The 23789-nt window shown below is 68.8% G+C and carries 23 protein-coding genes and 1 tRNA gene; 16 read left to right on the forward strand and 8 right to left on the reverse strand.

Features of this window, described 5'->3' with window-relative positions:
• The first annotated feature begins 22 nt into the window (after window positions 1-22).
• A complete protein-coding gene (locus tag ACIBTM_RS04760) occupies window positions 23-1930 on the forward strand; it encodes a propionyl-CoA synthetase (protein WP_395875193.1) in 1908 nt (635 codons plus the stop codon).
• Window positions 1931-2040: 110 nt separating this feature from the next.
• Complete coding sequence (locus ACIBTM_RS04765; RefSeq protein ID WP_395875194.1) at window positions 2041-3621, forward strand: beta-N-acetylhexosaminidase; 1581 nt, start codon at window positions 2041-2043, stop codon at window positions 3619-3621.
• A gap of 49 nt (window positions 3622-3670) precedes the next feature.
• Here ACIBTM_RS04765 and ACIBTM_RS04770 read toward each other — a convergent pair whose 3' ends face one another.
• Together ACIBTM_RS04770 and ACIBTM_RS04775 are read right to left on the reverse strand one after the other, a co-directional pair.
• Window positions 3671-4282: a TetR/AcrR family transcriptional regulator gene (locus ACIBTM_RS04770; protein WP_395875195.1), complete on the reverse strand. Its 612-nt coding sequence runs from the start codon at window positions 4280-4282 to the stop codon at window positions 3671-3673.
• Window positions 4272-4967 carry an MOSC domain-containing protein gene (locus ACIBTM_RS04775; protein ID WP_395875196.1) on the reverse strand — a complete coding sequence of 232 codons (696 nt, stop codon included), beginning with the start codon at window positions 4965-4967 and terminating at the stop codon, window positions 4272-4274. The genes ACIBTM_RS04770 and ACIBTM_RS04775 overlap by 11 nt, the downstream gene beginning before the upstream one ends.
• 40 nt (window positions 4968-5007) lie before the next feature.
• On the opposite strand from ACIBTM_RS04775, the gene ACIBTM_RS04780 reads away from it, so the two are divergent.
• Complete coding sequence (locus ACIBTM_RS04780) at window positions 5008-5580, forward strand: TIGR03086 family metal-binding protein (protein WP_395875197.1); 573 nt, start codon at window positions 5008-5010, stop codon at window positions 5578-5580.
• Here ACIBTM_RS04780 and ACIBTM_RS04785 read toward each other — a convergent pair.
• Window positions 5534-5917 (reverse strand): DUF779 domain-containing protein, encoded by a 384-nt coding sequence (locus ACIBTM_RS04785; RefSeq protein WP_395875198.1) that lies wholly within the window; start codon window positions 5915-5917, stop codon window positions 5534-5536. The two genes, ACIBTM_RS04780 and ACIBTM_RS04785, sit on opposite strands and share 47 nt — an antisense overlap.
• Complete coding sequence (locus ACIBTM_RS04790) at window positions 5917-7440, reverse strand: aldehyde dehydrogenase family protein (RefSeq protein WP_037340578.1); 1524 nt, start codon at window positions 7438-7440, stop codon at window positions 5917-5919. Before ACIBTM_RS04790 ends, ACIBTM_RS04785 begins: the two co-directional genes overlap by 1 nt.
• 105 nt (window positions 7441-7545) lie before the next feature.
• On the opposite strand from ACIBTM_RS04790, the gene ACIBTM_RS04795 reads away from it, so the two are divergent.
• The 3 genes from ACIBTM_RS04795 to ACIBTM_RS04805 all read left to right on the forward strand — a co-directional run bounded on the left by ACIBTM_RS04795 (window position 7546) and on the right by ACIBTM_RS04805 (window position 10432).
• Entirely contained in the window at window positions 7546-9027 is a 1482-nt protein-coding gene (locus ACIBTM_RS04795; RefSeq protein ID WP_395875199.1) for a GAF domain-containing protein, read from the forward strand.
• A gap of 68 nt (window positions 9028-9095) precedes the next feature.
• A complete protein-coding gene (locus tag ACIBTM_RS04800; protein WP_395875200.1) occupies window positions 9096-9896 on the forward strand; it encodes an SGNH/GDSL hydrolase family protein in 801 nt (266 codons plus the stop codon).
• Entirely contained in the window at window positions 9875-10432 is a 558-nt protein-coding gene (locus ACIBTM_RS04805) for a TetR/AcrR family transcriptional regulator (RefSeq protein WP_395875201.1), read from the forward strand. The genes ACIBTM_RS04800 and ACIBTM_RS04805 overlap by 22 nt, the downstream gene beginning before the upstream one ends.
• Here ACIBTM_RS04805 and ACIBTM_RS04810 read toward each other — a convergent pair.
• Window positions 10420-11859, reverse strand: a complete 1440-nt coding sequence (locus ACIBTM_RS04810; protein ID WP_395875202.1) for a phytoene desaturase family protein — start codon at window positions 11857-11859, stop codon at window positions 10420-10422. The two genes, ACIBTM_RS04805 and ACIBTM_RS04810, sit on opposite strands and share 13 nt — an antisense overlap.
• A gap of 94 nt (window positions 11860-11953) precedes the next feature.
• Between ACIBTM_RS04810 and ACIBTM_RS04815 the strand changes: the two genes are divergently transcribed.
• From ACIBTM_RS04815 to ACIBTM_RS04840, 6 genes are all read left to right on the forward strand, one after another.
• Window positions 11954-12688, forward strand: coding sequence for a DUF2786 domain-containing protein (locus tag ACIBTM_RS04815; RefSeq protein ID WP_395875203.1), 735 nt, complete (start codon window positions 11954-11956; stop codon window positions 12686-12688).
• 83 nt (window positions 12689-12771) lie between these two features.
• On the forward strand, window positions 12772-13527 hold the full coding sequence (locus ACIBTM_RS04820) for a GNAT family N-acetyltransferase (protein ID WP_395875204.1): 756 nt from the start codon (window positions 12772-12774) through the stop codon (window positions 13525-13527).
• Between the two features lie 28 nt (window positions 13528-13555).
• Window positions 13556-13897: a helix-turn-helix domain-containing protein gene (locus ACIBTM_RS04825; protein ID WP_038522344.1), complete on the forward strand. Its 342-nt coding sequence runs from the start codon at window positions 13556-13558 to the stop codon at window positions 13895-13897.
• Window positions 13894-14163: a hypothetical protein gene (locus ACIBTM_RS04830; protein ID WP_038508185.1), complete on the forward strand. Its 270-nt coding sequence runs from the start codon at window positions 13894-13896 to the stop codon at window positions 14161-14163. The genes ACIBTM_RS04825 and ACIBTM_RS04830 overlap by 4 nt, the downstream gene beginning before the upstream one ends.
• Before the next feature lie 110 nt (window positions 14164-14273).
• Window positions 14274-16454, forward strand: a complete 2181-nt coding sequence (locus tag ACIBTM_RS04835; protein WP_395875206.1) for an MMPL family transporter — start codon at window positions 14274-14276, stop codon at window positions 16452-16454.
• Window positions 16447-17169 (forward strand): class I SAM-dependent methyltransferase, encoded by a 723-nt coding sequence (locus tag ACIBTM_RS04840; protein WP_395875207.1) that lies wholly within the window; start codon window positions 16447-16449, stop codon window positions 17167-17169. Before ACIBTM_RS04835 ends, ACIBTM_RS04840 begins: the two co-directional genes overlap by 8 nt.
• On the opposite strand, the gene ACIBTM_RS04845 is transcribed toward ACIBTM_RS04840, so the two are convergent.
• Together ACIBTM_RS04845 and ACIBTM_RS04850 are read right to left on the reverse strand one after the other, a co-directional pair.
• Complete coding sequence (locus ACIBTM_RS04845; RefSeq protein ID WP_395875208.1) at window positions 17166-18539, reverse strand: UTP--glucose-1-phosphate uridylyltransferase; 1374 nt, start codon at window positions 18537-18539, stop codon at window positions 17166-17168. The two genes, ACIBTM_RS04840 and ACIBTM_RS04845, sit on opposite strands and share 4 nt — an antisense overlap.
• Before the next feature lie 31 nt (window positions 18540-18570).
• On the reverse strand, window positions 18571-19167 hold the full coding sequence (locus ACIBTM_RS04850; protein WP_395875209.1) for a 5-formyltetrahydrofolate cyclo-ligase: 597 nt from the start codon (window positions 19165-19167) through the stop codon (window positions 18571-18573).
• Between the two features lie 194 nt (window positions 19168-19361).
• On the opposite strand from ACIBTM_RS04850, the gene glp reads away from it, so the two are divergent.
• The 4 genes from glp to ACIBTM_RS04870 all read left to right on the forward strand — a co-directional run bounded on the left by glp (window position 19362) and on the right by ACIBTM_RS04870 (window position 22425).
• Window positions 19362-20633 (forward strand): gephyrin-like molybdotransferase Glp, encoded by a 1272-nt coding sequence (gene glp / locus ACIBTM_RS04855; RefSeq protein ID WP_395875210.1) that lies wholly within the window; start codon window positions 19362-19364, stop codon window positions 20631-20633.
• On the forward strand, window positions 20633-21304 hold the full coding sequence (locus tag ACIBTM_RS04860) for a GNAT family N-acetyltransferase (RefSeq protein ID WP_395875211.1): 672 nt from the start codon (window positions 20633-20635) through the stop codon (window positions 21302-21304). Before glp ends, ACIBTM_RS04860 begins: the two co-directional genes overlap by 1 nt.
• Window positions 21305-21465: 161 nt before the next feature.
• Window positions 21466-22281, forward strand: a complete 816-nt coding sequence (gene glpR / locus ACIBTM_RS04865; protein ID WP_395875212.1) for a gephyrin-like molybdotransferase receptor GlpR — start codon at window positions 21466-21468, stop codon at window positions 22279-22281.
• A gap of 71 nt (window positions 22282-22352) precedes the next feature.
• Window positions 22353-22425 (forward strand) — tRNA-Ala (locus ACIBTM_RS04870).
• A gap of 105 nt (window positions 22426-22530) precedes the next feature.
• Here ACIBTM_RS04870 and ACIBTM_RS04875 read toward each other — a convergent pair.
• Window positions 22531-23757, reverse strand: coding sequence for a cytochrome P450 (locus tag ACIBTM_RS04875; RefSeq protein ID WP_395875213.1), 1227 nt, complete (start codon window positions 23755-23757; stop codon window positions 22531-22533).
• Window positions 23758-23789 lie beyond the last annotated feature (32 nt).

Raw genomic sequence — 23789 nt, forward strand, 5'->3', positions numbered from 1 at the left:
GCGCTCGCGTCACGGCCGGGACATGATGGTCCGGTACCCGAACGTGAAGGAGCATTCGATGCACGCCGAGTCGTACCAGCGGAGCCTCGAAGACCCGGAGGGCTTCTGGCTCGAAGCCGCGCAGGCGATCGAGTGGACCCGCACGCCGACGCAGGCACTCGACGCGTCGAAAGCGCCCTTCTACCGCTGGTTCCCGGACGGGGAGCTGAACACGGCGTTCAACGCGCTCGACCGGCACGTGCGGGACGGCCGCGGCGGGCAGACCGCGCTGATCTGGGATTCGCCCGTCACCGATTCGGTTCGCCGGTTCACCTACGCGGAACTTCTGGACGACGTCGCGCGCTTCGCCGGCGCGCTCGCCTCGCTCGGCGTCGGGAAGGGCGACCGCGTCATCGTGTACATGCCGATGGTCCCCGAGGCCGCGGTCGCGATGCTCGCGTGCGCCCGGCTCGGCGCGGTGCATTCGGTCGTTTTCGGCGGCTTCGCGCCCAAGGAACTCGCGGCGCGGATCGAGGACGCGAAACCCAAGGTCATCGTCGCGGCGTCGTGCGGGATCGAGCCGACGCGGATCGTCGAGTACAAGCCGATCATCGACGAGGCTCTCGCGGGAACCGCCCATCAGCCGGACAAGGTCGTGGTGCTGCAGCGGGAGCGCGCTCGCGCCGAGCTGGGTGAGCGCGACGCCGACTGGGCCGAACTGGTCGCGAAGGCCTCCCCCGCCGACCCGGTGCCGGTCGCGGCCACCGACCCGCTGTACATCCTGTACACCTCCGGCACCACGGGGAAGCCGAAGGGCGTCGTGCGCGACACCGGCGGGCACGCGGTCGCGCTGGCCTGGTCGATGAGCGCGATCTACGACATCCGGCCCGGCGACGTGTGGTGGACGGCGTCCGACGTCGGCTGGGTCGTCGGCCATTCCTACATCGTCTACGCGCCGCTCCTGATCGGGGCTACGACGGTCATGTACGAGGGCAAACCGGTCGGGACCCCGGACGCGGGCGCGTTCTGGCGCGTCATCTCCGAGCACGGGGTGAAGGCGTTGTTCACGGCACCGACCGCGCTGCGGGCGATCAAGAAGATCGATCCGGACGGCACCGAAATCGGGAAATACCAGCTCAGCGGATTCAAGACGTTGTTCATGGCCGGTGAACGACTCGATCCGGAGACCTATCACTGGGCGCACGACAAGCTCGGCGTGCCGGTGATCGACCACTGGTGGCAGACCGAGACCGGCTGGCCGATCGCGGCGAACCCGCGCGGACTGGAGCCGATGCCGGTGAAACCCGGTTCCGCGACGAAACCGGTGCCGGGCTGGGACGTGCGGATCCTGGACCAGGCGGGCGACCCGCTGCCCGCCGGGCGTGAGGGTGCCATCGCCATCAAACTGCCGCTCCCGCCGGGATCGCTGCCGACGTTGTGGCAGGACGACGAGCGGTATCGCGAGGCGTACCTTTCGCGGTATGAAGGCCACTACCTGACGGGTGACTCCGGGTACGTCGATGAAGACGGCTACCTGTTCGTCATGGGCCGCACGGACGACGTCATCAACGTCGCGGGTCACCGGCTTTCGACCGGTTCCATGGAGGCCGTGCTGGCGTCGCACCCCGCCGTCGCCGAATGCGCCGTGATCGGGGTCCGGGATCAGCTCAAGGGGCAGCTTCCGCGCGGGTTCGTGGTGCTGAAGTCGGGCGCCGACATCGACGCGGAAACGCTCAAGGCCGAATTGGTCGCGCTGGTGCGGCGCGACATCGGCCCGGTCGCCGCGTTCCGCGACGTGTCCATTGTGGACGCGTTGCCGAAGACGCGATCGGGGAAGATCCTGCGCAAGACCATGCGCGGCATCGCCGACGGCCGCGACGAGCAGGTGCCCTCGACGATCGAGGACGCGAGTGTTCTCGATGCCCTGAAAGCGGTTCTGCGCGGCGAGTGACCGATGATCGGTACGGCGTACTGGTCCGATCGGGTGTTGTCGCCTTTGCCCTATTGGTCTATACCTTCTCAGGGGAAGAGAGTCTCCAGTTATCCGACCGGAGGTGCTCCATGAGTAAACGCCTGTCCAGAACCGTGCTCGGCGTGGCCGTCCTGAGCCTCGTGACGCTCGGACTGCCCGCCACGGCGAGCGCGGGACAGCACGCGAAGGCCGAACGGACCGTCACCGATGTCATCCCCGCGCCGGTCGACGCGAAACCCGACCCTCGCGCGAACTTCCGCCTCGGCCCCGCGACCGTCATCCGCACCGACCGCGAAGGCAAGCAGGTCGCCGAGTACCTGGCGGGCCTGCTCCGGCCGGCCACCGGCTACCGGCTGCCCGTCGTCAGCGGCCACCGCGGCGGCGGTCCGGCCATCTCGCTCGAAACCGGTCACGCGAGCGGCAGCGTCGGCAGCGAGGGTTACCAGCTCAAGGTGTCGCCCTCCGGCGTGACCTTGAAGGCGAACACCGACGAGGGCCTGTTCCTCGGCGTGCAGACGCTGCGTCAGCTGCTCCCGTCCGACATCGAGTCGAAGACCGTCAAGAAGCGTTCCTGGGTGGTCTCGGGCGGCACGGTGCTCGACTACCCGCGCTTCGGCTACCGCAGCGCGATGCTCGACGTCGCCCGGCATTTCTTCACGCCGGAGCAGGTCAAGCTGTACATCGACCAGATCGCGCAATACAAGATCAACAACCTCCACCTCCACCTGACCGACGACCAGGGCTGGCGGATCGAGATCAAGAGCTGGCCGAAGCTGGCGACCGTGGGCGGCCAGACGGCCGTCGGTGGCGGTCCCGGCGGCTACTACACGCAGGAGCAGTACAAGGACCTGGTGCGCTACGCGGCTTCGCGGCACGTCACGATCGTTCCCGAGATCGACATGCCGGGCCACACCAACGCGGCCCAGCACTCCTACGCCGAACTGAACTGCGACGGCAAGGCCGTGCCGCCGCGCACGGATATCGAGGTCGGCTACAGCTCGCTGTGCATCGGCAAGGACATCACCTACAAGTTCGTCGACGACGTCATCCGTGAGCTGTCGGCGATCACCCCGGGGAAGTACGTCAACATCGGTGGCGACGAGGCACACGCGACCACCCCGGAGGACTACCAGACATTCGCCTCGAAGGTGCAGCCGATCGTCGCCAAGTACGGCAAGACGATCACCGGCTGGCACGACATCGCCAAGACGAACCCGCCGGTTTCGGCCGTCCCGCAGTTCTGGGGCACGACGGGCACCGACGCGAACGTCGCCGCGGCCGCGGCCCGGGGCAACAAGATCCTGATGTCGCCCGCTAACAAGGCCTACATGGACATGAAGTACCACCCGCAGACGCCGCTCGGGCTGAGCTGGGCAGGCCTGATCGAGGTCAAGACCGGGTACGACTGGGATCCGGCCACGTACCTGCAGGGCGTGACGGAGAAGAACGTCATCGGCGTCGAGGCGCCGCTCTGGTCGGAAACGCTCGTGACCAGTGAGCACATCGAGTTCATGGCGTTCCCGAGGCTGCCGGGTTACGCCGAGATCGGGTGGTCGCCGAAGGACTCCCGCACCTGGGACGCCTATCGGCTCCGGCTGGCGAAGCAGAGCCCGCGGTGGGTTCAGCAGGGCATCGACTTCTACCGGTCCACGCAGGTCGACTGGAAGTAGCGTGCAATGAACGGGCCGTTCCTTGCGAATTTTGCAAGGAACGGCCCGTTCATTGCACGGCCGCGGCGTCGAGGCGGGCGGCGATGGCGGCCCGAGCCAGCGCGTAGGGCTCGGTACCGCCGAACATCACCGAATCGGCGTTCGCGGCCCGCCCCAGCGCGTTCAGTTCGAAGGCCAGCCGGTTGACGTCGACGGACTCACGCAGGTGCCCGGCCTTCCGCGCCTCGACCGCGGTGGACCGGATGAACTGGGCGAAGGCCCGGCTCGCGTTCGCGACCGCGTCGTGCACCCGGCCGGTCCGCGCGTCGAATTCGGCGCCGGTGTTGAAGAAGAAACAGCCGCCCGGGAACACGCGGCGTTCCGAGTAGTCGAGCCAGTTCGCGCACAACGCGCGCAGCCGCGCGATCCCCTGCTCGACCTTCAGCGTCGGCTCGACGACGTTCTCCGCGAAGATCGCGCTCGCCGTCTCGACCGCCGCGAGCTGCAGTTCCTCTTTGGAACCGAACAGGGCGAACACCCCGGATTTGCTCAATTCGAGTTCGGTGGCGAGCCTGCCGAGGGACAACCCGTCGAGCCCCTCGACGGACGCGATGTCGACGGCGCGCCGAAGGACGATCCGCCTCGTCGCGTCACCGCGGGCCACCCGGCCGTCAACCGGCATTCCGTTCCTCTCGCCGCCTCTTCGCCGATGCCAGGCCGTCACGGTACTGCCGGGAAAGCGACGGCGCCGCGAGCACCCGGTCAAGCAGCGCCCAGTAGGCGTCACGGCGCTCGTCGTCGAGCTGGGCGACATTGGTGAACGACGCGACGTACACCTCGGCGATCGTCGGGCTCACCGGATCGCGTTCTTCGAGCGTCATGCGTCCCGACGTGGGAACCTCGCCCGTCCGGAGGACCCGCAGGTACCAGCCGCTGCGACCGGAATCGATCATCGCCGGGATGACGTCCTTGCGCCCGGTCTTCATCGCGAGCTTGAAGCACGGCGTCCGCGGCTGCGAGACCTGGACCAGCGCGTCTCCCCAGGCCCAGACATCGCCGACCCGGACGTCGTACTCGTCGGCGCCCGTCACCGAGGCGTTCTCCCCGAAATCACCCGCCGACACCGGGAAACCCTGCTCCGACCAGGCCGCGTAGTGCGTGGCCGGATAGACATAGACCGCCTTGTCGACGCCGCCGTGGACAGTGCGATCGGCCTGGTCGTCACCGGCCAGATTGATCTCGCCCAAGTTCAGGAAGGGCGTCTCCACCCGCGATTTCGCGATGGCGCTGTATACCGGGACATCACGCTTCGTCCCCAGCACGGACGGCCGCCCGACGAAGACCTCGTTCACTTCGAGAGTGCTCACACCCTAGAAGATAGCACGATCGTTCGTATACATTGCCGCCATGGATCTCATCGCACTCACCGCCAGGGCCCATCAAGCCACCAGGACCACGATCGCCGGAATCGGCGCGGACGACTGGGACCGCTCGACCCCCTGCGCCGAGTGGACCGTCCGCGACATCGTGAAACACCTGATCGAGGGGCACGATTCCCGCACCGCGCAGGCGACCGGCCACCCGCGGAAGACCCGGCCGTCGGCCGACGACGAACTCGCCAGGTCCTATGAAGAAAGTTCCGCCGAGTTCCTCACGGCCTTCGACGCCGAAGCGCTGGAGAAGACCTTCGATTTCGGGAGCTTCGGCCCGCTCCCCGGGAAGAACGCGCTGGCCGTGCTGTTCGTCGACACGCTCACCCACGACTGGGACCTCAACACTGCCCTGGGCCGCGAACACCACTGGGACGACGAACTCGCGATGGCCGCGTTGGGTGTCGCGAGCCGCTATCCCGACGTCTCGCCGGTGCGCGGGCCCGGCGGTGCCTTCGACCACGCTGTCGAGGCACCGCCGGACGCCGGGCCTGGCGCACGGCTCATCGCGTTGCTGGGCCGTTCAGCTCAGCCGATTCCTCGTCGCTGAACAACCGGGACCGGACCAGGAAACGGACCCCTTCGGGCGCCTCCAAGGAGAATCCGCTCCCCCGGCCGGGGACGACGTCGATGGTCAGATGCGTGTGCTTCCAGTACTCGAACTGGGGGCCCGACATCCACACCGGAACGTCGTCGACGCCATCGACGCTCAGGTCACCAAGGTGGACGTCGGACGCCCCGGTGCGGAATTCGCCCGCCGGGTAGCACATCGGGGCGCTCCCGTCGCAGCATCCGCCGGACTGGTGGAACATCACCGGTCCATGGAGCGACACCAGCCGCCGCAGCAGATCCGCGGCGGCCGGTGTCAAGCCGACCCGCTCGGTCATCAGAAGAACCCGAGCGCACTGTCCGAATAGGACACCAGCATGTTCTTGGTCTGCTGGTAGTGGTCCAGCATCATCTTGTGGTTCTCGCGCCCGATCCCGGAAGCCTTGTAGCCGCCGAAGGCCGCGTGCGCCGGGTACGCGTGGTAGTTGTTGACCCACACCCGGCCCGCCTGGATGTCGCGGCCGGCGCGGTAGGCGGTGTTGCCGTCGCGCGACCAGACACCGGCGCCGAGGCCGTACAGCGTGTCGTTCGCGATCTTCAGCGCGTCGGCGTAGTCGTCGAACCTGGCCACCGAGACGACCGGGCCGAAGATCTCCTCCTGGAAGATCCGCATCTTGTTGTCACCCTCGAAAACCGTCGGCTGCACGTAGTACCCGCCGGACAGTTCGCCGCCGAGGTCGCTGCGCTCGCCGCCGGTGAGGATCTTCGCGCCTTCCTTCTGACCGATGTCGATGTAGGAAAGGATCTTCTCCAGCTGGTCGTTGGAGGCCTGCGCGCCGATCTGCGTCTCGGTGTCGAGCGGGTGCCCCTGCTTGATCTTCTTGACCCGCTCGACGGCGTCGCCGAGGAACCGGTCGTAGATGCCGGACTGGATGAGCGCCCGCGACGGGCAGGTGCAGACCTCGCCCTGGTTCAGCGCGAAGAGCGCGAACCCTTCCTGCGCCTTGTCGTAGAACGCGTCGTTGGCGGCGGCGACGTCGTCGAAGAAGATGTTCGGGCTCTTGCCGCCGAGTTCGACGGTGACCGGGATGATGTTCTCGCTGGCGTACTGCAGGATCAGCCGCCCGGTGGTGGTCTCGCCGGTGAAGGCGACCTTCCGCACGCGGTTGCTCGACGCGAGCGGCTTGCCCGCCTCGACGCCGAAACCGTTGACGATGTTCAGTACGCCCGGCGGGATCAGGTCGCCGATGAGCGACATCAGCAGGTGGATCGACGCCGGGGTCTGCTCGGCGGGTTTGAGCACGATCGCGTTGCCCGCGGCCAGCGCGGGCGCGAGCTTCCAAACCGCCATCAGCAGCGGGAAGTTCCACGGGATGATCTGGCCGACGACACCGAGCGGCTCGTGGAAGTGGTACGCGACGGTGTTGTCGTCGATCTGGGAGATGCCGCCCTCCTGGGCGCGCAGGGCGCCGGCGAAGTAGCGGAAGTGGTCGATGGCCAGCGGGATGTCGGCGGCGAGGGTTTCGCGGACCGGTTTGCCGTTCTCCCACGATTCGGCGACGGCGATCGCTTCGAGGTTCTGTTCCATCCGGTCGGCGATCCGGAGCAGCACGTTCGCCCGCTCGTCCACCGACGTCCGGCCCCAGGCCGCGGCCGCGCCTTCGGCCGCGTCGAGCGCGCGGTCGATGTCGGCGGCGGTACCGCGGGCGACCTCGGTGAACACCTGTCCGGTCACCGGGGTCGGGTTCTCGAAGTACTGACCGCTCGCGGGCGGTACGTACTCGCCTCCGATGTAGTGGTCGTAGCGCGACTCGTAGCTGACGACGCTGCCTTCGGTGTTCGGTGCCGCGTACTTGGCCATCTTTCCTGCCTCATCGCTAGGGGTGGCGGTTGACGGCGAAACTAGGGCGGGTGAGGTTGCACGCACGTTGCAACGAAGTGAGCGCGGTCACCTATTCTCGGAAACGTGGCGGAGCTGCCCGGAGGTGAAGCGTCGCCGCGTGACCCTCAGGCGTACGCGCGGCTGCTGAAGGACGTCCACGACGCCGTCCTTTCCGGGGTTCCCGCGCCGCGTTCCCCCAGGTCGATCGTGTCCGCTTCGTGGAATCGCTCGCTCGCCGCGCATGTCGATCCGGACACCGGCGTCGCCCCGCTGGTCTACGACTCCGGCGAAGTGACCGGGCTTCGCGACGAGCATCCGCTGGCCCCGGTGCTGCCGATCCTGCGGCAGACGCTGGTGAGCATCGCCGACGACGCCGAGCACATGATGATCGTGACCGACGCGGCCGGGCACATCCTGTGGCGAGAAGGCGCCGCGGACGTGCTGCGGCGCGCGGACGGCGTGATGCTCGCCGAAGGCACGCGCTGGAGCGAGGACGTCATCGGGACGAACGCGATGGGCACCACGCTCGCCACCGGGGAGCCGGTGCAGATCTACTCGGCCGAGCACCTGGTGCGGACCTATCACGGGTGGACCTGCGCGGCGGCGCCCGTGCGCGATCCGGAGACCGGCGCGCTGCTCGGCTCGATCGACGTCAGCGGCCCGCTGCGGACGGTCCATCCCGCGATGCTCGCGCTGGTCACGGCGGCCGCCCAGCTCGCCGAAGGCCAGCTGCGGGCCCGGCTCGCGATGCGCGACGAACGGCTGCGTGCCGCGAACATGACTCACCTGGAAGCGTTGCGCGGCGCGCCGGGCGCCCTGCTCTCGGCGAAAGGCCGCGTGCTGGCGGCCGAATCCTGCGGTGACCTTCCCCCCACTGTGGACATCCGGCCCGGCGGCGGCGCGGTCACCCTGCCCGACGGGCGGCTGGGCACGGTGGAGCCGTTGCGCGAGGGCTACCTGCTGCGCCTGCGGAACCGGCGTGCGGCGCGGCGGCCGCGGCTCGCGCTGGAGTTCCTCACCGACGGGCCACCATCGACCACAGTGGACGGTCGCGAGGTGCCGTTCACCTTGCGGCACGGGGAGATCCTCACCCTGCTCGCACTGAACCCGGGCGGTCTCTCGGCGGAGCGGCTGGCCTTGCTGCTCTACGGCGAGAGCGGCAATCCGGTGACCGTGCGCGCGGAGATCCACCGGCTTCGGACGCAGCTCGGATCGGAGATCGTCCAGACGCGGCCGTACCGGCTTTCCGCCGAGGTGGACGCCGACTTCCTGCGCGTCCGCGCGGCGCTCAAACGAGGCGACGTCACGGCCGCCGCGGACGCGTTCCGCGGCCCGCTGCTGGCCGAATCGGAGTCACCCGCCGTACGCGAGGAGCGCGAGGCCGTCACCGCGTCGGTCCGGCGGGTCGTACTCGGCAGCGGGGACGCGTCGGCGCTGTGGTCGTACTGGGAGACCCCATGCGGGGCCGACGACCTGGAGATCGTCGACGCGCTGTGCCGGGTACTCCCGGACGGCGACCCCCGGCGTGCCGTCGCCTTCACCCATCGGAGCCGTCTCGACCGCTGAGTAGACAGCGTCTACATCAGTTTGATAGACAGTGTCTACAAGGTGAACTCGCGGTTACGGAGATCTGGATGGGCTACCAACGTTTCGTCGCGCTCGGCGACAGCTGCGCCGAAGGGCTGGCCGATCCGCATCCGTCAGGCGGTTTCTACCGGGGCTGGGCCGACTTCGTCGCGGCACGTCTCGCCGAGGAAGAGCCCGGTTTCCGCTACGCCAATCTCGCGGTCCGCGGGCGCAGGCTCGACCAGATCCACGCCGAGCAGACCCCGGCGGCGACCAGGCTCCGGCCGGATCTGATCGCCTTGTTCGGCGGCGGCAACGACGTGATGAGCCGCGGCTGGGACGCGCGCACGGTCGCCCGCCGTGTCGACACCGCCGTCCGCGCCTGCACCGAGATCGCGCCGCGGGTCGTCACCTTCACCCTCAGCGACATCTCCCACCGCATGCCGATGGGGCACCGCATGCGCCCGCGCATCGTCGCGCTGAACGACGCCGTCCGCGAGGCGTCCGTCAGCTACGGCGCGACACTGGTCGACCTCTGGCCGGACGACGCCGCGCACGATTCCCGCTACTTCGGCCCGGATCGGCTGCACCTGTCCGAGCATGGCCACCGGCGCCTGGCCGGGCACGTGCTCGGCAAACTCGACGTCACCCACGACCCGGCGTGGCTCGCCCCGCTGCCCGGGCCGGCCGGACGTCCCGGCCTGCGCGCGGATCTGCGCTGGCTGACCAGGGAGGTCCTCCCGGTCGCGGTCAGCCGGTTCCGCAACCGGCTCATCGGCCGCCAGCCGGGCGACGGCTTCCTGCCGAAACGTCCCGACCTCCTGCCCGTTCTCGAGGAGACCCGGTCGTGGGCGCCCGAACCCGCCTGATCGACACCGCCGCGAACCTGCTGGCCGAAGAAGGCGTCGGCGCCGTGACGCTGCGCGGGATCGCCAAGGCCGCGGGCGTCTCGCACGGCGCTCCGCTGCGGCATTTCACCGGCCGCGCGGCCCTGCTTTCGGCGGTCGCCACCCGCGGTTACACCGAGCTGCTCGAGCGCGGTGCCGACCTTCCGGCCGGGACACCCCGCGAGCGGCTCATCGCGGCCTGCCACGGCTATCTCGACTTCGCGCTGGCCAATCCGGCGATGTTCGAGCTGATGTTCCGCCGCGATCTCATCGATCCGGACGATCCCGAACTCACGCGGGTGAGCAGCGCGGTGTTCGACTTCTTCGCCGCGTTGGTCGCGGACGTGCAGGAAGGCGGCTGGCATCCCGCGACAGATCCGAGGCTGCTCGCGTCGTCGCTGTGGGCTTCGCTGCACGGCCTCGCCCAGCTGTGGCTCTGGGGCGGGCTGGCGGGAGCCAGCTTCGCGCCGTCACCGGAGCGGGCGCTGGCTGTCACGTTGGACGCCTATCTGGACTGAAGCACGCGTTCGAAGTCCTTCCCCAGCACGGATTTCGCGGCGTACCAGCCACCCATCCCGTGCACGCCGGGGCCCGGTGCCGTCGCGGCCGAACACAGGAACACACCGCCGAGCGGAGTCCGATGTGGATTCCACCGGGCGACCGGCCGCCCGAGCACCTGCCGCAGATTCACCGCGCCCGCCGCGACGTCACCGCCGGGATAATTCGCGTTGTAGGCCTCCAGTTCCGGTGCGGTGACACAACGGCTCGCCAGGATCGTGTCGGAGAAGCCGGGCGCGAACCGTTCGATCCGCCGCCGGACGAGCTCGGTGACGTCGCGCGGATCCCCGTGCGGCACATGGCAATACGCCCACACCGGCCGCTTGCCCGGCAGTCCGCGGGACGGGTCGATCGCCATCGGATCCGACACGAGCACGAACCGGTCGTCCGGATCTTCCCCGCGCACGATGGCGTTTTCGGCGGCGTACACCGCGTCTCGCGTCCCTCCGAGATGGACGGTGCCCGCCTTGCCGACCTCCGGCGCCGCCCACGGAACCGGTTCGGAAACCAGGAAGTCGACCTTCGCCGCGCCGGGTCCGTAGCGGTAGGCCTCCAGCGCCTTCCGGTATCGCGTCGGCAGCAGCTCGCCGGCGATTTCGAGGAAACCGCGCGGGGCGATGTCGAGGATCACCGTGCGCGACTTCGCCAGTCGCCGCAGATCGGTGATGCGGCTGCCGGTGTGGATCCGTCCGCCGCGGGCGCGGAGATCGGCGGCGAGAGCCTCGGTGATCGCCTGGCTTCCGCCGCGGGCGATCGGCCAGCCCGTCGAGTGCGCGAGGTGGCTGAGCAGCAGTGTCGCGCCGGCCGCGGCGAGCGAGGGCTGACGGCTCATCACGTGCGCGGAGACTCCGGAGAGCAGCGCGGGCGCCTCCGGGCCGGTGAACAAGCGGCGCTCCGAACCGGACGCGAGCAGCGCGATCCTGGCCGGGAGGAGGGCGGCGGCACGAGGGTCGCGAGGCGGATGGCGAAGGTCTCCGAGCAGGAGATCGGCCAGCTCGCGGCTGCGTTCGGCCAGCGGGCCCAGCAGGCGGCGCCACCGGGGGCCGTCCGCGCCGAGGGCGTCACAGGTCCGGTCGAGATCTTCGTACGCGAGACCGGCCCGGTCGCCGCCGAGGGGATGCGCGTACGCGATCTCCGGTCGCAGAAGGTCGACACCGTGCTCGGCGAGGCCGAACCAGCGGAAGAACGGAGAAGCCGCGGCCAGCGGATGCCCGGTGGCGCAGATGTCGTGACGGACCTCGTCGTCGAACAGCGAAGCCGTGCGCGTCCCGCCGCCGATCTCTTCCGCCGCCTCGTGCACTTCGACCGTCAGCCCCGCCCTGACCAGCAGGACCGCCGCCGCGAGCCCGTTCGGGCCGGAACCGACCACCGACACGTCGACCGACATACCGCCCCCTCACCGGGATCCGGACCTCTCGTCCGAATATTGTCGGACCTCTCTCCTAGATTGATCCGCTCCAACCCAATCAGGAAGGAGGACCATGCCCGACCATGACACGCTGCTCGCGCGCGTCCGGAAACTCCTCGCGAAGGCGGAGGACCCGGCGGTCACCGAAGCCGAAGCCGAGTCGTACAACACCAAGGCCGCCGAGCTGATCGCCCGGTACGGCATCGATCAGGCGTTGCTGGCCGCCTCCGGGGCGGCCGCCGACGAGATCACCCAGATCAAGATCCCGATCGACAACCCGTACAGCCGGGACAAGGCTGGGCTGCTCACGAACATCGCGCATCCGCTGCGCTGCCGGGCCCTGCTGCACCGGCTCGGCCAATCGGTCACCGCGGTGACCGTGTTCGGTTTCCGCTCCGATCTGGAGCGGACGGAACTGCTGTACACGAGCCTGCTGCTGCAGGCGACCACCCAGCTGACCAGGGTCCGCCCGGAGAACCGGGTGTTCGCGGGCGAATCACTGGCCGCGTACCGGCGGACGTGGCTGCACGGATTCTCCGGCGCGGTCTACGAACGGCTCCGCAACAGTGAGGACACCGCGGCCAGGACCCATACGACCGCCGCCGGTCATCGCTCCGCCGAACTGGTGATCCAGGATCGGACGGCGATGGTCAAGCAGGCGTACGACGAGCAATACGGCGACCTGCGTTCGGCGCCGCCGAGGCGGCTGTCCGGCAGCGGCTATCTCGACGGCCACTCCGCCGGTGAGCGCGCCAACCTCAACACCACCGGGATCACCGGACGGCGCCGCGCGCTGCCCGTGCGCTAGCCCGCTCGCACCACCCCGCACGGATGACGCCGTGCGGCGAAAACCACCTCGTGAGAATCGCGTGTCCCGGGTCTACTGAGGACATGATCGTGATCGAAGACCTGGCGACCAGGCCCGAATTGCGCGAGCCCGCGCTCGGCCTCGGCGGCGTCGGCGGCGAGTTCCTCCAGCACGGTCTGGCCGGCCTGCTGGCGAAGTCGTCCCACCTGGCCGCCCGCTGGCCGGAATACTTCCTCGTGCTGCTGGAAGACGGCGTTCCCGTGGCGAGAACCGCCGCCGTCCCGGTCGGTTTCCCGACCGCCGAACGCCCGGAATTGCCGGACCACGGCTGGGACGCCGCCCTGATCTGGGCCGCGGAAGACCTGCTGAGCTCCCGTGAGACGAATACGTTGATCGCACTCGAAGTGATGGTCGCGCCAGGCCGCCGTGGCGGCGGCCTGGCCACAAAAGCGTTGGAAGCGTTGAAAAAGCGCGCTTCGGAAACAGGTATGTGCAAACTCGTCGTGCCGGTCCGCCCGGCCGGGAAGGAGAACGAACCAGGACTGTCCTTTGAGGACTACGTCGCCCGCCGTCGCGCGGACGGGCTGCCGGAGGATCCGTGGCTGCGCACGCACGAACGGCTCGGCGCCCGGTTCGTGAAAGTGGCGCCGTTCGCGATGACGGTCACCGGCACCTTCGCCCAGTGGAAGGCGTGGACCGGCGTCGAACTCCGGGACGGTCTCACGGCCGTGCCGGGCGGGATAGCGCCGGTGCTCGCCTCCTCGGCGCTGGACGTCGGCGTCTACACGGAGCCGAACGCCTGGCTCGAGCACCTGGTAGACGGAGCCAGCACCTGCTAGGTTTCTTTGGCATGTGCAGGAGCTCGGCATGACCGCCACCGGACCGTCCGGCGACGAGCTGCTGCGGCTGCTGGGGGCGCTGGCCAATCCGCACCGGCTGCGGATCGTCGCGGCGCTGCGTGCGGAGCGCGCGTATGTCAGCCAGCTGGCGCGGGAGCTCGGCATCAGCCGGGCGTTGCTGCAGCTCCACCTGCGCAAACTGGAGGCGGCCGGGCTCGTGTCGGCCGCACTGGAGCTGTCGGAGGACGGGAAGGCGATGAAGTTCTACGAGGTGAAACCGTTCCTGGTCGAGCTGAGCCCGGACACCATCGCCGCCGCGGCGCCGACGCTGAGCACACCGGCACCGGGTGACGAGGGGGAACGATCGTGAACTGGCATCAATGGCAGGAGGTCGCCGGGCTGATCGGCATCTTCGTGTTCCTCACCGTGGTGATCACGGTGGTCGTGTGGCAGTTCGGCGCGACCATCCGGGCCAGGGGCGCGCTCGCGCGCGAGCAGGAATACCGCAGGCTCGCCGAGAAAGCCGTCCAGGCGCAGGAAGAGACCGAACGCAAACTGACCGAACTCGACGGACGTCTCGCGGATCTGCGGAAGAGCGTGGGCACGGTCGAGCGGATCCTCAAGGAGGTCGACTGACCACCGGTGAAAGACCCTGGGCCGCCGAGCGGCAACTCGACGGCCCAGGAAAGAAGAAGCAAAAACCTCGCCCGAGGCATCTCACTCCTTCAGGTAAAGGACTGTAGTTCATGCTGCCCGAAAAGATCGCCGCCTGGTCCATGCGGCACCGCGCGGTCACGCTCGTCGGCTGGGTCGCCCTAGTCGTCGTCGCCCTGCTGTCGGGAATGCTGCTGGACGGTGAAAGCCGCCGGAGCACCGATCCCGGCGAATCCGGCCGCGCCCAGACCGCTTTGAACGCCCAAAACACCTTCGCCCCGTTACGCGAAAACGTCCTCATCCAGGCGAAGGAACCCGGCTCGCCGCCGTTCGCCGCGAACGAAGAACTCCGGCGGGCAACCGAAGACCTGGTCACCACGCTCACCCGGTCCGGCTCGGTCGCCGACGTCCGCTCGCCGCTGGCCGACGGCGGTGCCGAGCGGATCTCCGCCGACGGCGCGTCCGGACTCGTCGGGTTCTCGATCGCGGGCGGGGAGAAGGACATCCGCCCGAATTTCGAGACCGCGACGGCGCGAGTGGACGAGGTCGCCGCCCGGCATCCTTCGGTCAGGGTGAGCCAGTCCGGAGATCTGAGCCTGTCGTCCGTGGTCGACAAGGGCATCCGGGAGGACGTCAAACGATCGGAGCTCCTCTCCCTGCCGCTGACGCTGGTGATCCTGCTGATCGTCTTCGGGGCGCTGGTCGCCGCGTCGGTCCCGCTACTGCTGGCGGGCACGAGTGTCGCGGCGACGTTCGGCTTCCTGTCCGTCGTCGACGACTTCACCCCGATCAACAGCGCGACGACGGTGATCACCCTGCTCATCGGGATGGCGGTGGGCGTCGACTACTCGCTGTTCTTCCTCAGGCGGCAACGGGAAGAACGCGCACAAGGGCACTCGATCGACGCCGCGACCCGGATCGCGGCACGGACCTCCGGGCACGTCGTGGTCGTTTCCGGGGTCACGGTCGTCCTGTGCGTGAGCGGGCTGGTGCTCACCGGGCTCGACAACTTCACCGGTCTCGCGATCAGCACGGCGTTCGTGGTCGGCCTCGCCGTGCTCGGCTCGGTCACCGTGCTGCCCGCACTGCTCTCGCTGCTGGGCGACAAGGTCGATCGCGGCCGGATTCCCTGGCTGGGCAAGCGGCGCACCACGGCGGAGAAGTCACGGTTCTGGTCCGCGACCGCCCGCGTGGTCACCCGGCGGCCGGCGTTGTGGGGCGGGCTGGCGGCCGCGTTGCTGATCCTGCTCACGCTGCCCGCGCTCGGCATGCGCCTGCAGGATCCGACACCGGCGGAGAGCCTGCCGCGCTCGATGCCCGCGATCGACGCCGCCGTCCGCACCCAGGAGGCCTTCCCGGGCGTGGTCTACCCCGCCACGGTGGTGCTGACGGCCGGGCACGGAGGCCCGGTCGACAGCCCGGCCCTGCGGTCGGCGATCACGGATCTCGAACGGCGGATCGGGGAAACCTCCGGTGTGCTGAACAAACCCATCGCCGTCGGAGGCGTCGACGAGGCCGTCGTCGTCCGGGTCCCGCTCTCCGGCGCCGGCGGCGACGCGGAAGCCGATGCGGCGCTCGCGAAACTGCGCACCGAGGTACTCCCCGAGACGATCGGGAAGGTGGACGGCGTCCAGTACGCGGTGTCCGGCCGGACGGCTAACGCCCGCGACTTCGCCGACCGGGTCGTCGAGCGGATGCCGCTGGTCTTCGGGTTCGTCCTGCTGGCGGCGTTCGTGTTGCTGCTGCTGGCTTTCCGGTCGGTGCCGGTGGCGCTCGTGTCGATCGTGCTGAACCTGCTGTCGATCGGCGCGGCCTACGGTGTGCTCACCTGGATCTTCCAGGACGGCCATTTCGCTTCCCTGCTGGGATTCGCCCCGTACGGCGGGGTGGTCGGCTGGCTGCCGATGTTCATGTTCGTCCTGCTGCTCGGGCTGAGCATGGACTACCACATCTTCATCCTCAGCCGGATCCGTGAACGCCGGGCGGAAGGCGCCGTCGCCGCGATCGTCCGCGGCACCGGCACGAGCGCCGGAGTGGTCAGTGGCGCGGCGGTGATCATGGTCGGCGTGTTCAGCGTCTTCATCACGCTGAGCGCGATCGAGTACAAGATGATGGGGGTCGGGATGGCGGTCGCCGTCCTGATCGACGCCACGCTGGTCCGCGGGGTGCTGCTGCCCGCTTTCCTGGCGTTGCTGGGAGAACGCGCTTGGCGGCGCGACCGTAAATCCGTGGCTCCCGAACGCGTACCGGAACTATCGTCGCCGAATGCCTGACGCGCTCTTCGCCCACGCCCGGCTCGCACCGATCTACGACGCCTTCGACGGCGCTCGTGACGACCTGGACCACTACCTCGCCATCATCGGCGAACTCGGGGCGAAGAGAGTGCTCGACGTCGGCTGTGGCACCGGTTGCCTGGCCGTTCTTCTGGCCGCGCGCGGGATCGAGGTCGTCGGTGTCGATCCCGCGCAGGCGTCACTGGAGGTCGCGAAGGCCAAGGACCCGGAAGGGAAGATCACCTGGATCCACGGTGACGCGAAAGCGGCGGGTGACGCGGGAGCCGATCTCGCGGTGATGACCGGGAACGTGGCCCAGGTCTTCCTGACCGACGACGAATGGAGCCGGACCCTCGAAGGCGTCCACGCCGCGCTGGTGCCGGGTGGTCATCTGGTCTTCGAGATCCGGCGCCCCGGGCGCCGGGCGTGGGAAGACTGGGCCGCCGACACGGCACACGAGATCATCGACGTCCCCGGCGTCGGCGAGGTCGAGCAATGGCGCGAGGTCACCGAGGTGAACCTCCCGTTCGTGTCGTTCCGGTACAGCTACCGGTTCTCCGACGGCGAGGTCGTCACCTCGGACTCGACGTTGTGGTTCCGCGAACGCGAAGACCTGGAATCCTTGCTGGCGAAACACGGTTTCCGCGTCCTGGACGTCCGGGACGCCCCCGACCGTCCAGGGCGCGAGTACGTGTTCATCGCCCAGCGGCTCTAGAGGACTTCGCCGTCCGCGATGGTTTTCGGCCCGGTGATCTTCACATCGCCCCGGACGACGACGTTCTTCCCGAAGGTGACGTCGCCGTCCACCGCGAGGCTCGTGCACTCCTTGAGCGAAGGCGCGGAAGGGATACGCGCGTCGAAGTCCGGTAGGAGCTTGTAGAACTCCTTGCTCAGCGAAACGACCGGCGGGGTGGTGGTGAACTCCGGAACCATCTCCCCGCCGTCGTCGAGCACGTACGCGTCGGAGCGGACGACCAGCAGATCGTCGGTGGTCTTGACCGGCGCGAACCGGGTCCGCGGGATCTCGATGGCCCGCGCGCCCTCGACCGAGCCGATCGCCGCGCCCATCGCCGTTTCGAGCTGGATCACCGGTGTGCTGGCGGCGTCGGCGGGATCGACGGTCTTCCGGTTCACGATCAGCGGCAGCAGCGGCGCGGCGGGATCGGCGTCCTGCAGCGCTTTCAGTCGTTCGAGATCGAACCAGATGTTGTTGGTGTTGAAGAAACGCCACTTGGCGACGTCGCCGAACGAGTCGTCGCCGTCGGGGACCTGCGCGGATTCACGCAGGACGATCCGGCCCGCGCGCCGCGCGAGATGCCCGCCCTTGCGGTCGGCGGCGGTACCGAGCACCGTCTCCATCGCGAACGGGATGTCCTCGTTCGCGAGCCACGCGGCGATCCGGGCGTCCGGGAGCGCGCCGAGGTTGTCGGAGTTGGACACGAAACACCAGCGGATTCCCTCCGACAACAGGGTTTCGAGCATCCCGCTCACCGCGAGCGCGACGTAGATGTCGCCGTGCCCCGGCGGGCACCATTCGAGTTCCGGGTTCGCGGGCCAGGCGGCGGGCCGTCCATCGGCAGTGATCTTCGGTTCGCGCCCCTGCAGGAAGTCGGCCGGGATGACGTCGTCGGCGAGATCGGGATACTTCTTCAGCAACTCAAGCGAAGGTTCGCGAGTACCCGCCGAATTCATCAGGATCAGCGGAAGACGCGCGTCGTACTTCTCACGAGTCGAAAGCACCTGCATGGCGATGACGTCGAGGAACGTCTTGCCCGGTTTGATCTCCAGCAGCGATTTCGGCCCGGTGAGCCCCATACTCGTACCGAGCCCGCCGTTGAGCTTCAGAACGGCGGTGCGGTCCAGCACCCGGCGCGCTTCTCCGGCGTCCGGCTCCGGCAGATCCACGAGCCTGCTGATGTCATCCAGAGGTTCGAGTTCGTTTCCCGGTAATTCACCGGCGCCGGGTTCGGTCAGCTGCTCGAGACGCCGTCGCAGGGCGGCCAGCTCCATGGCGTGGGCGCCCGCGGAACGCATTTTCGACAGCGTTTCGGCGAAATGATCGGACAGGTGCGCGTCAGAGCTCATTGTGCCCTTTCTGAACCACTGCGTCGGGGCGTCAGTGTATTACCGGGCGCGGCGCCAGGCCGTGCTCCGGGGTCAGTACCCCGGTCATGCGGATGTCATGCGGTTCCGCGGGCAACTCGCGCACGAGTTCGGTGTCCCGGACGACGGCGATCAGCGCCGCTCCTGGTGCGGCGAAGGAGAGCGACCGGTCGTAGTACCCGGCGCCGCGGCCGAGCCGGACCCCCGCGTCGTCGACGGCGAGCGCCGGGATCAGCACCAGATCGGCCGTCCCCAGCGTGTCGGGACCGAGGCGGCGTCCGGTGGGCTCGCGCAACCCCCGCAGCCGCCCCGGCCCGAGGCTCGACGGGTCCTCGTAGGCGGCCCATTCCAGCGGGCCCGGCGTGTCGGGGACGATCGGCAGCAGCACCCGTTTGCCCTGGTCGAGAAGTTGATCAAGTAGTGACGCCGAACCTGGTTCGGTACCGAACGGAACATAAGCGCACACGACCTCACCGGGCAGCCGAGCGGCGGCGGCGGCGAGCGCCACGGCCTCCCGCGCGTGCTCTTCCGACACCTGCGAACGCCGTTCGGCGGTTATCCGGTAACGCCACTCCGCTTTACTAAGGTGTTCATTGCCGGGCTCGACCACGTGGTCAGGTTAGGCTTCACGCCTATGACAGGCGCAGCGACCACCCCGGCGGTACGGATCACGAGGAGCTTGCCCGATCGGGCGATTTCCGCGGCTTCGGACCGCATCACTCCTGGTAACGGTGGTGAACTTCAGTTCACCGACGGGCCTTCATCGCGTGCCTGGTCGAACGAACGGATCGAGATCCCCCAGTCATGACGGACCCCATCGCCGAAGCGGCCGAGACCGAAGACGCGGGACAGTTCCGTTCCGTCGAGGATCAGATCTCCCTGACTCTGGACGCGGCGGTACGCCCGCGCCCGGTCCGGGTCGCCATCTCCGAGGCCCAGGGCCTCCTGTGTGCCGAAGAGGTCGTCGCCGAACACGCGCTGCCCGGTTTCGACCAGGCCGCCGTCGACGGCTACGCGGTACGAAGCGTCGACGTCCGCTCCGCGGGCCAGGAGCCGGTGCAGTTGCCGGTGGTCGGCGAGATCGCCGCCGGTTCCCGCCAGCCGCGGCGGCTGCAGCCGGGACAGGCCGTGCGGGTCGACACCGGCGCGCCGCTGCCCACACTCGCCGACGCCGTCGTCCCGACCGCGTACACCGACGGTCACCAGGCCAAGGTCACCGTGCACAGGTCGGTGCCGTCGGCGGGTTACGTGCGCCGGACCGGTGAAGACGTGCAGATCGGCGACGTCGCCGTGCGCAAGGGCGACACCATCGGCTCGGCCCAGGTCGGCCTGCTCGCCGCGGTCGGCCGCGCGAAGGTCCTGGTCTACCCCCGGCCCCGGGTCTCGATCGTTTCCGTCGGCGACGAACTGGTCGACATCGACCGCACCCCGTCGGTCGGGCAGGTCTACGACGTCAACTCCTACGCGCTGTCTGCGGCCGCGCGGGACGCGGGCGCCGAGGTGAGCCGCGTCGGCATCGTCCCCGGCGATCCGAAACGCCTGCGAGAGATCGTCGAAGGCCGCCTGCTGATGTCGGAGATCGTCGTCGTCGCGGGCGGCGCCGGCGGAAGCGCGGGCGACGAAGTGCACGCGGCGCTGTCCGATCTCGGCCACATCGACATGACCCGCGTCGCCATGCACCCCGGCTCCGTTCAGGGTTTCGGCAGGCTCGGTCCCGACTCGGTTCCGACGTTCCTGATCCCCGGCAACCCGATGAGCGCGCTGGTCGTGTTCGAGGTGCTGGTGCGCCCGCTGATCCGCGCCGCGCGCGGCACCCGCAATCCGCACCGCCGGATCGTCGGCGCGCGGCTGCTCTCCCCGATCACCTCGACCAAGGGCCGGAAAGGCTTCCTGCGCGGGCAACTGCTGCGCGACGAGGGCAACGGCGAGTATCTGGTGCAGCCGCTCGGCACCTCAGGCGCGCATCTGCTCGCGTCGCTGGCCGAGGCGAACTGCCTGATCAACATCGACGAAGACCTCACCGAGGTCGCCGCGGGCGAACAGGTCAAGGTGACCTTCCTGGCCCAGCGGGCGTAATGGGCGCACCGATTTCCGGCGTCGCGTATCCGATCGAGAGCAGGCATCCGGGCTGGCCCGCGAAGCTGGGCCCGCTCCGGGTGCCCGCCGGGATCCTCGCCGTCCGGCCGGTCCGCCTCCGCGACGCCGGCGATTGGAGCCGCGTCCGGCTGCGCGACCGAGAGCACCTGGAAATGTGGGAACCGACCGGCATCGGACCCTGGCCGGATCGCAACGCGTACTGGTCGTGGCCGTCCCAGTGGCTGGCACTGCGCGGCCTGGCCAGGCGCGGCCAGTGCCTCCCGTTCACCATCACGGTGGACGGACGCTTCGCCGGGCAGATCACTGTGGGTAACGTCATCCGAGCGTCGCTCCGATCCGCTTGGATCGGCTACTGGGTGTCATCGGACATCGTCCGCGGCGGCGTCGCGACCGGCGCCGTCGCCCTCGTCACCGACCATGTCTTCGACTTCGGCGGACTGCACCGCCTCGAAGCGACCGTCCGCCCCGAAAACGCTCCCAGCCTGCGGGTTCTCGCCAAGGCGGGCTATCGGCAAGAGGGACTTTTCGAGCGCTATCTCGATGTCGCGGGTGGCTGGCGGGACCATTTCTGCTACGCCGTCACCAAGGAGGAGACCGGTGACGGACTGGTCTCACGGCTCGTCTCGAAGGGCCTCGCGGAGCGCGTTTGACCCCGTCACGGGACCGTTCCAGTAACCGCGTTACCACAAGCTGTGAGATTCACCTAATTTGGTGATGCATTTTCCGTGATCGAAACCGGCGAGTCTGCGCGGCGTGTGTGACTGTTGTGGCTAGCGTGACTACAGCAGTGGATCGGGGGAGGTGACGGGAGATGCCCAGTTCGGTGATCATCGTCGCGCTCGCAGCGGCATGGCTCGTCGTTCTCGTGCCCATGGTCGCCCGCAAGCGCCAGCAGGTCGCACGGACGACGGACTCGGCCTTGGCGGCGCGAGTCGTGCGGAGCGGGAGCACACGCCACGAGGGACCGGAGGAGTTCGCGATGGCGGAAAACACGGAACCATCGGTAGAAGACGACCTGGCCGAACTCGAGGCGGAGCTCGACGCCGACCTTGAGGACGAGGTGCCGGAAGCCGAACCGCTTCCCCAGCCCTCGCACACGGCCCGCCCGGAAAGAGAACGCCAAGGCGCGGGCTACCGTCCCGGCCGGGGCGGATTCGACCCCGAGGCGGCAGATATCGCTGCCCGCGCCAAGTACGCGTTCCGGCAGCGGGTCGTCATCGCCCTCCTGGTGCTGGTGGTCACCACCGCGGCCGTCGCCGGCTTCCTGACCCCGACGGTCTGGTGGGCCAACGGTGTCGTCGACGCCGTCCTCATCGGCTACCTGGCGTACTTGCGCCGCCAGGTCCGCATCGAGAACGACATCCGGCAGCGCCGCCTCGCCCGCTTCAACAACACCCGCGCCCCGCGCCGCCCGGCGATCGACGACGAAGACGACGAAACCCACGACTCCCGTGAGGACATCGAGGTCGTCGCCACCGAACGTCCGGCCGTCGTGGAACGCAAGCCGTCCCCGATGTCCCGCCTCCGGCGCCAAGCCGTCGTCGTCGACCTCGACGACGAGGATCCGGCCTTCCACGAGCTCGACGAGCCCGGGACCAGGCCTTTCCGCCGGGCCGCCGGAGAGTGACCCCCGCGTTTCGGGGCTCCATGAGCCACTGATAGGCTCATGGAGCTCCAAACGAGGGGCAAGCTTCACCAGGGGCTGTAGCGCAGTTGGTAGCGCGTCTCGTTCGCATCGAGAAGGTCAGGGGTTCGATTCCCCTCAGCTCCACACTTCTTCACCGCCCGGCCCCCGGCCGGGTTTTTTCATGTCCGCCGGGATGCCGTCCGTTATCGACCGCCGCCGGAAGGACGCCGGCGATGGGGCGACCGCGGGTCACCCCGCCGCCAGCCCCGCTTCGTCCGGTTCGAACCGGACTGGCAGATAAGACATTCCGGTCATGAAGTTGGAGTGAATGGGACGAGGTGTCCCGGTTATCTCAAACCCGGCGCTGAAGCAGCGAAGGGCGTCGAGAACCTCACGTACCTCGACCCGCCCCAAGAAGGCGCCGAGGCAGAAGTGCGGGCCGTAGCCGAAGGTGACGTGCTTGTTGGGCTCACGGTCCAGCGCGAACTCGTAGGGGTCGGCGAAGACCGCCTCGTCCCGATTCGCCGAGATGTTCCACACCGTCACGATGTCTCCCGCGCGAATCGACCGTCCGCCGATCTCGGTGTCGTGAACAGCGGTGCGCCCGAAGTGCATCGCCGGGGTGGACCAGCGCAGAATCTCTTCCGTGGCCTTGGCCAGATCGACCTCGCCCGCACGCAGCCTCCGCCACTGCTCCGGATGGCGGGTCAGGGTCAGCACCAGGTCGAGCATGGCCAGCCTGCTGGTCTCGTCCCCGCCGAGGATGAGGCTGTAGCAGTTGAACGCGATGTCCACATCGGACAGTAGTTGTCCATTCACCTCGGTACGCGTCAACGTGGTGATGACGTCCTCGCCAGGGGCGCGCCGTTTGTCCACGATGAGTTCGGTGAAGTACTTGAGGATCTCGTTACGGGCCAGCCATGCCTGCTCCGGACTCTGATCGGCCTCGTCCGAGCTGAGCGCCGACTTCGACCACGCCAGCAGTGTGGCGCGGTCGGACTCGGGGACACCGAGCAGGCTTGAGATGGTCGCGTTCGGAATCCGCGAAGCGACCTGTTCGGCGAACTCGCACTCGCCACCGCGAATCGTCTCGGCGACCAGGCGGCGGGTGGCGGCCCGCACGTCGGCGCCGATCCGGCTCAACGCCCGTGGCGAGAACGCTTTGAGCATCACGTTCCGCAGATCCTTGTGCCGTTTGCCGTCGGTGACCGGCAGCATCTGCCCTGCCGCGGAATCGCCGCCTGCCAGCAGGGTGACCAGTACATTGCCACGCTCGGAGGTCAGCTTGACGTTGTCCCGCAACACCGTCAACACGTCGGCATGGCGGCTGAACACCCAGAAACCGGGATTCCCGCCGACGGGCGGGTGCCAGTAGACGGGGAAGTCCTCGCGTAGTCGTCGCCAGTATTCGGTGAGATCCTGCTCGGCGTGTGTTCGCGGATCAGCCAGGTCGATCTCCAGCATCTCGTCGGACATCCTGCGACGGCGTGAACCCATACTCCCCGCCC

Origin of the sequence: Amycolatopsis sp. NPDC049868 (genome assembly GCF_044461365.1) — a bacterium.
Classification (GTDB): Bacteria; Actinomycetota; Actinomycetes; order Mycobacteriales; family Pseudonocardiaceae; genus Amycolatopsis.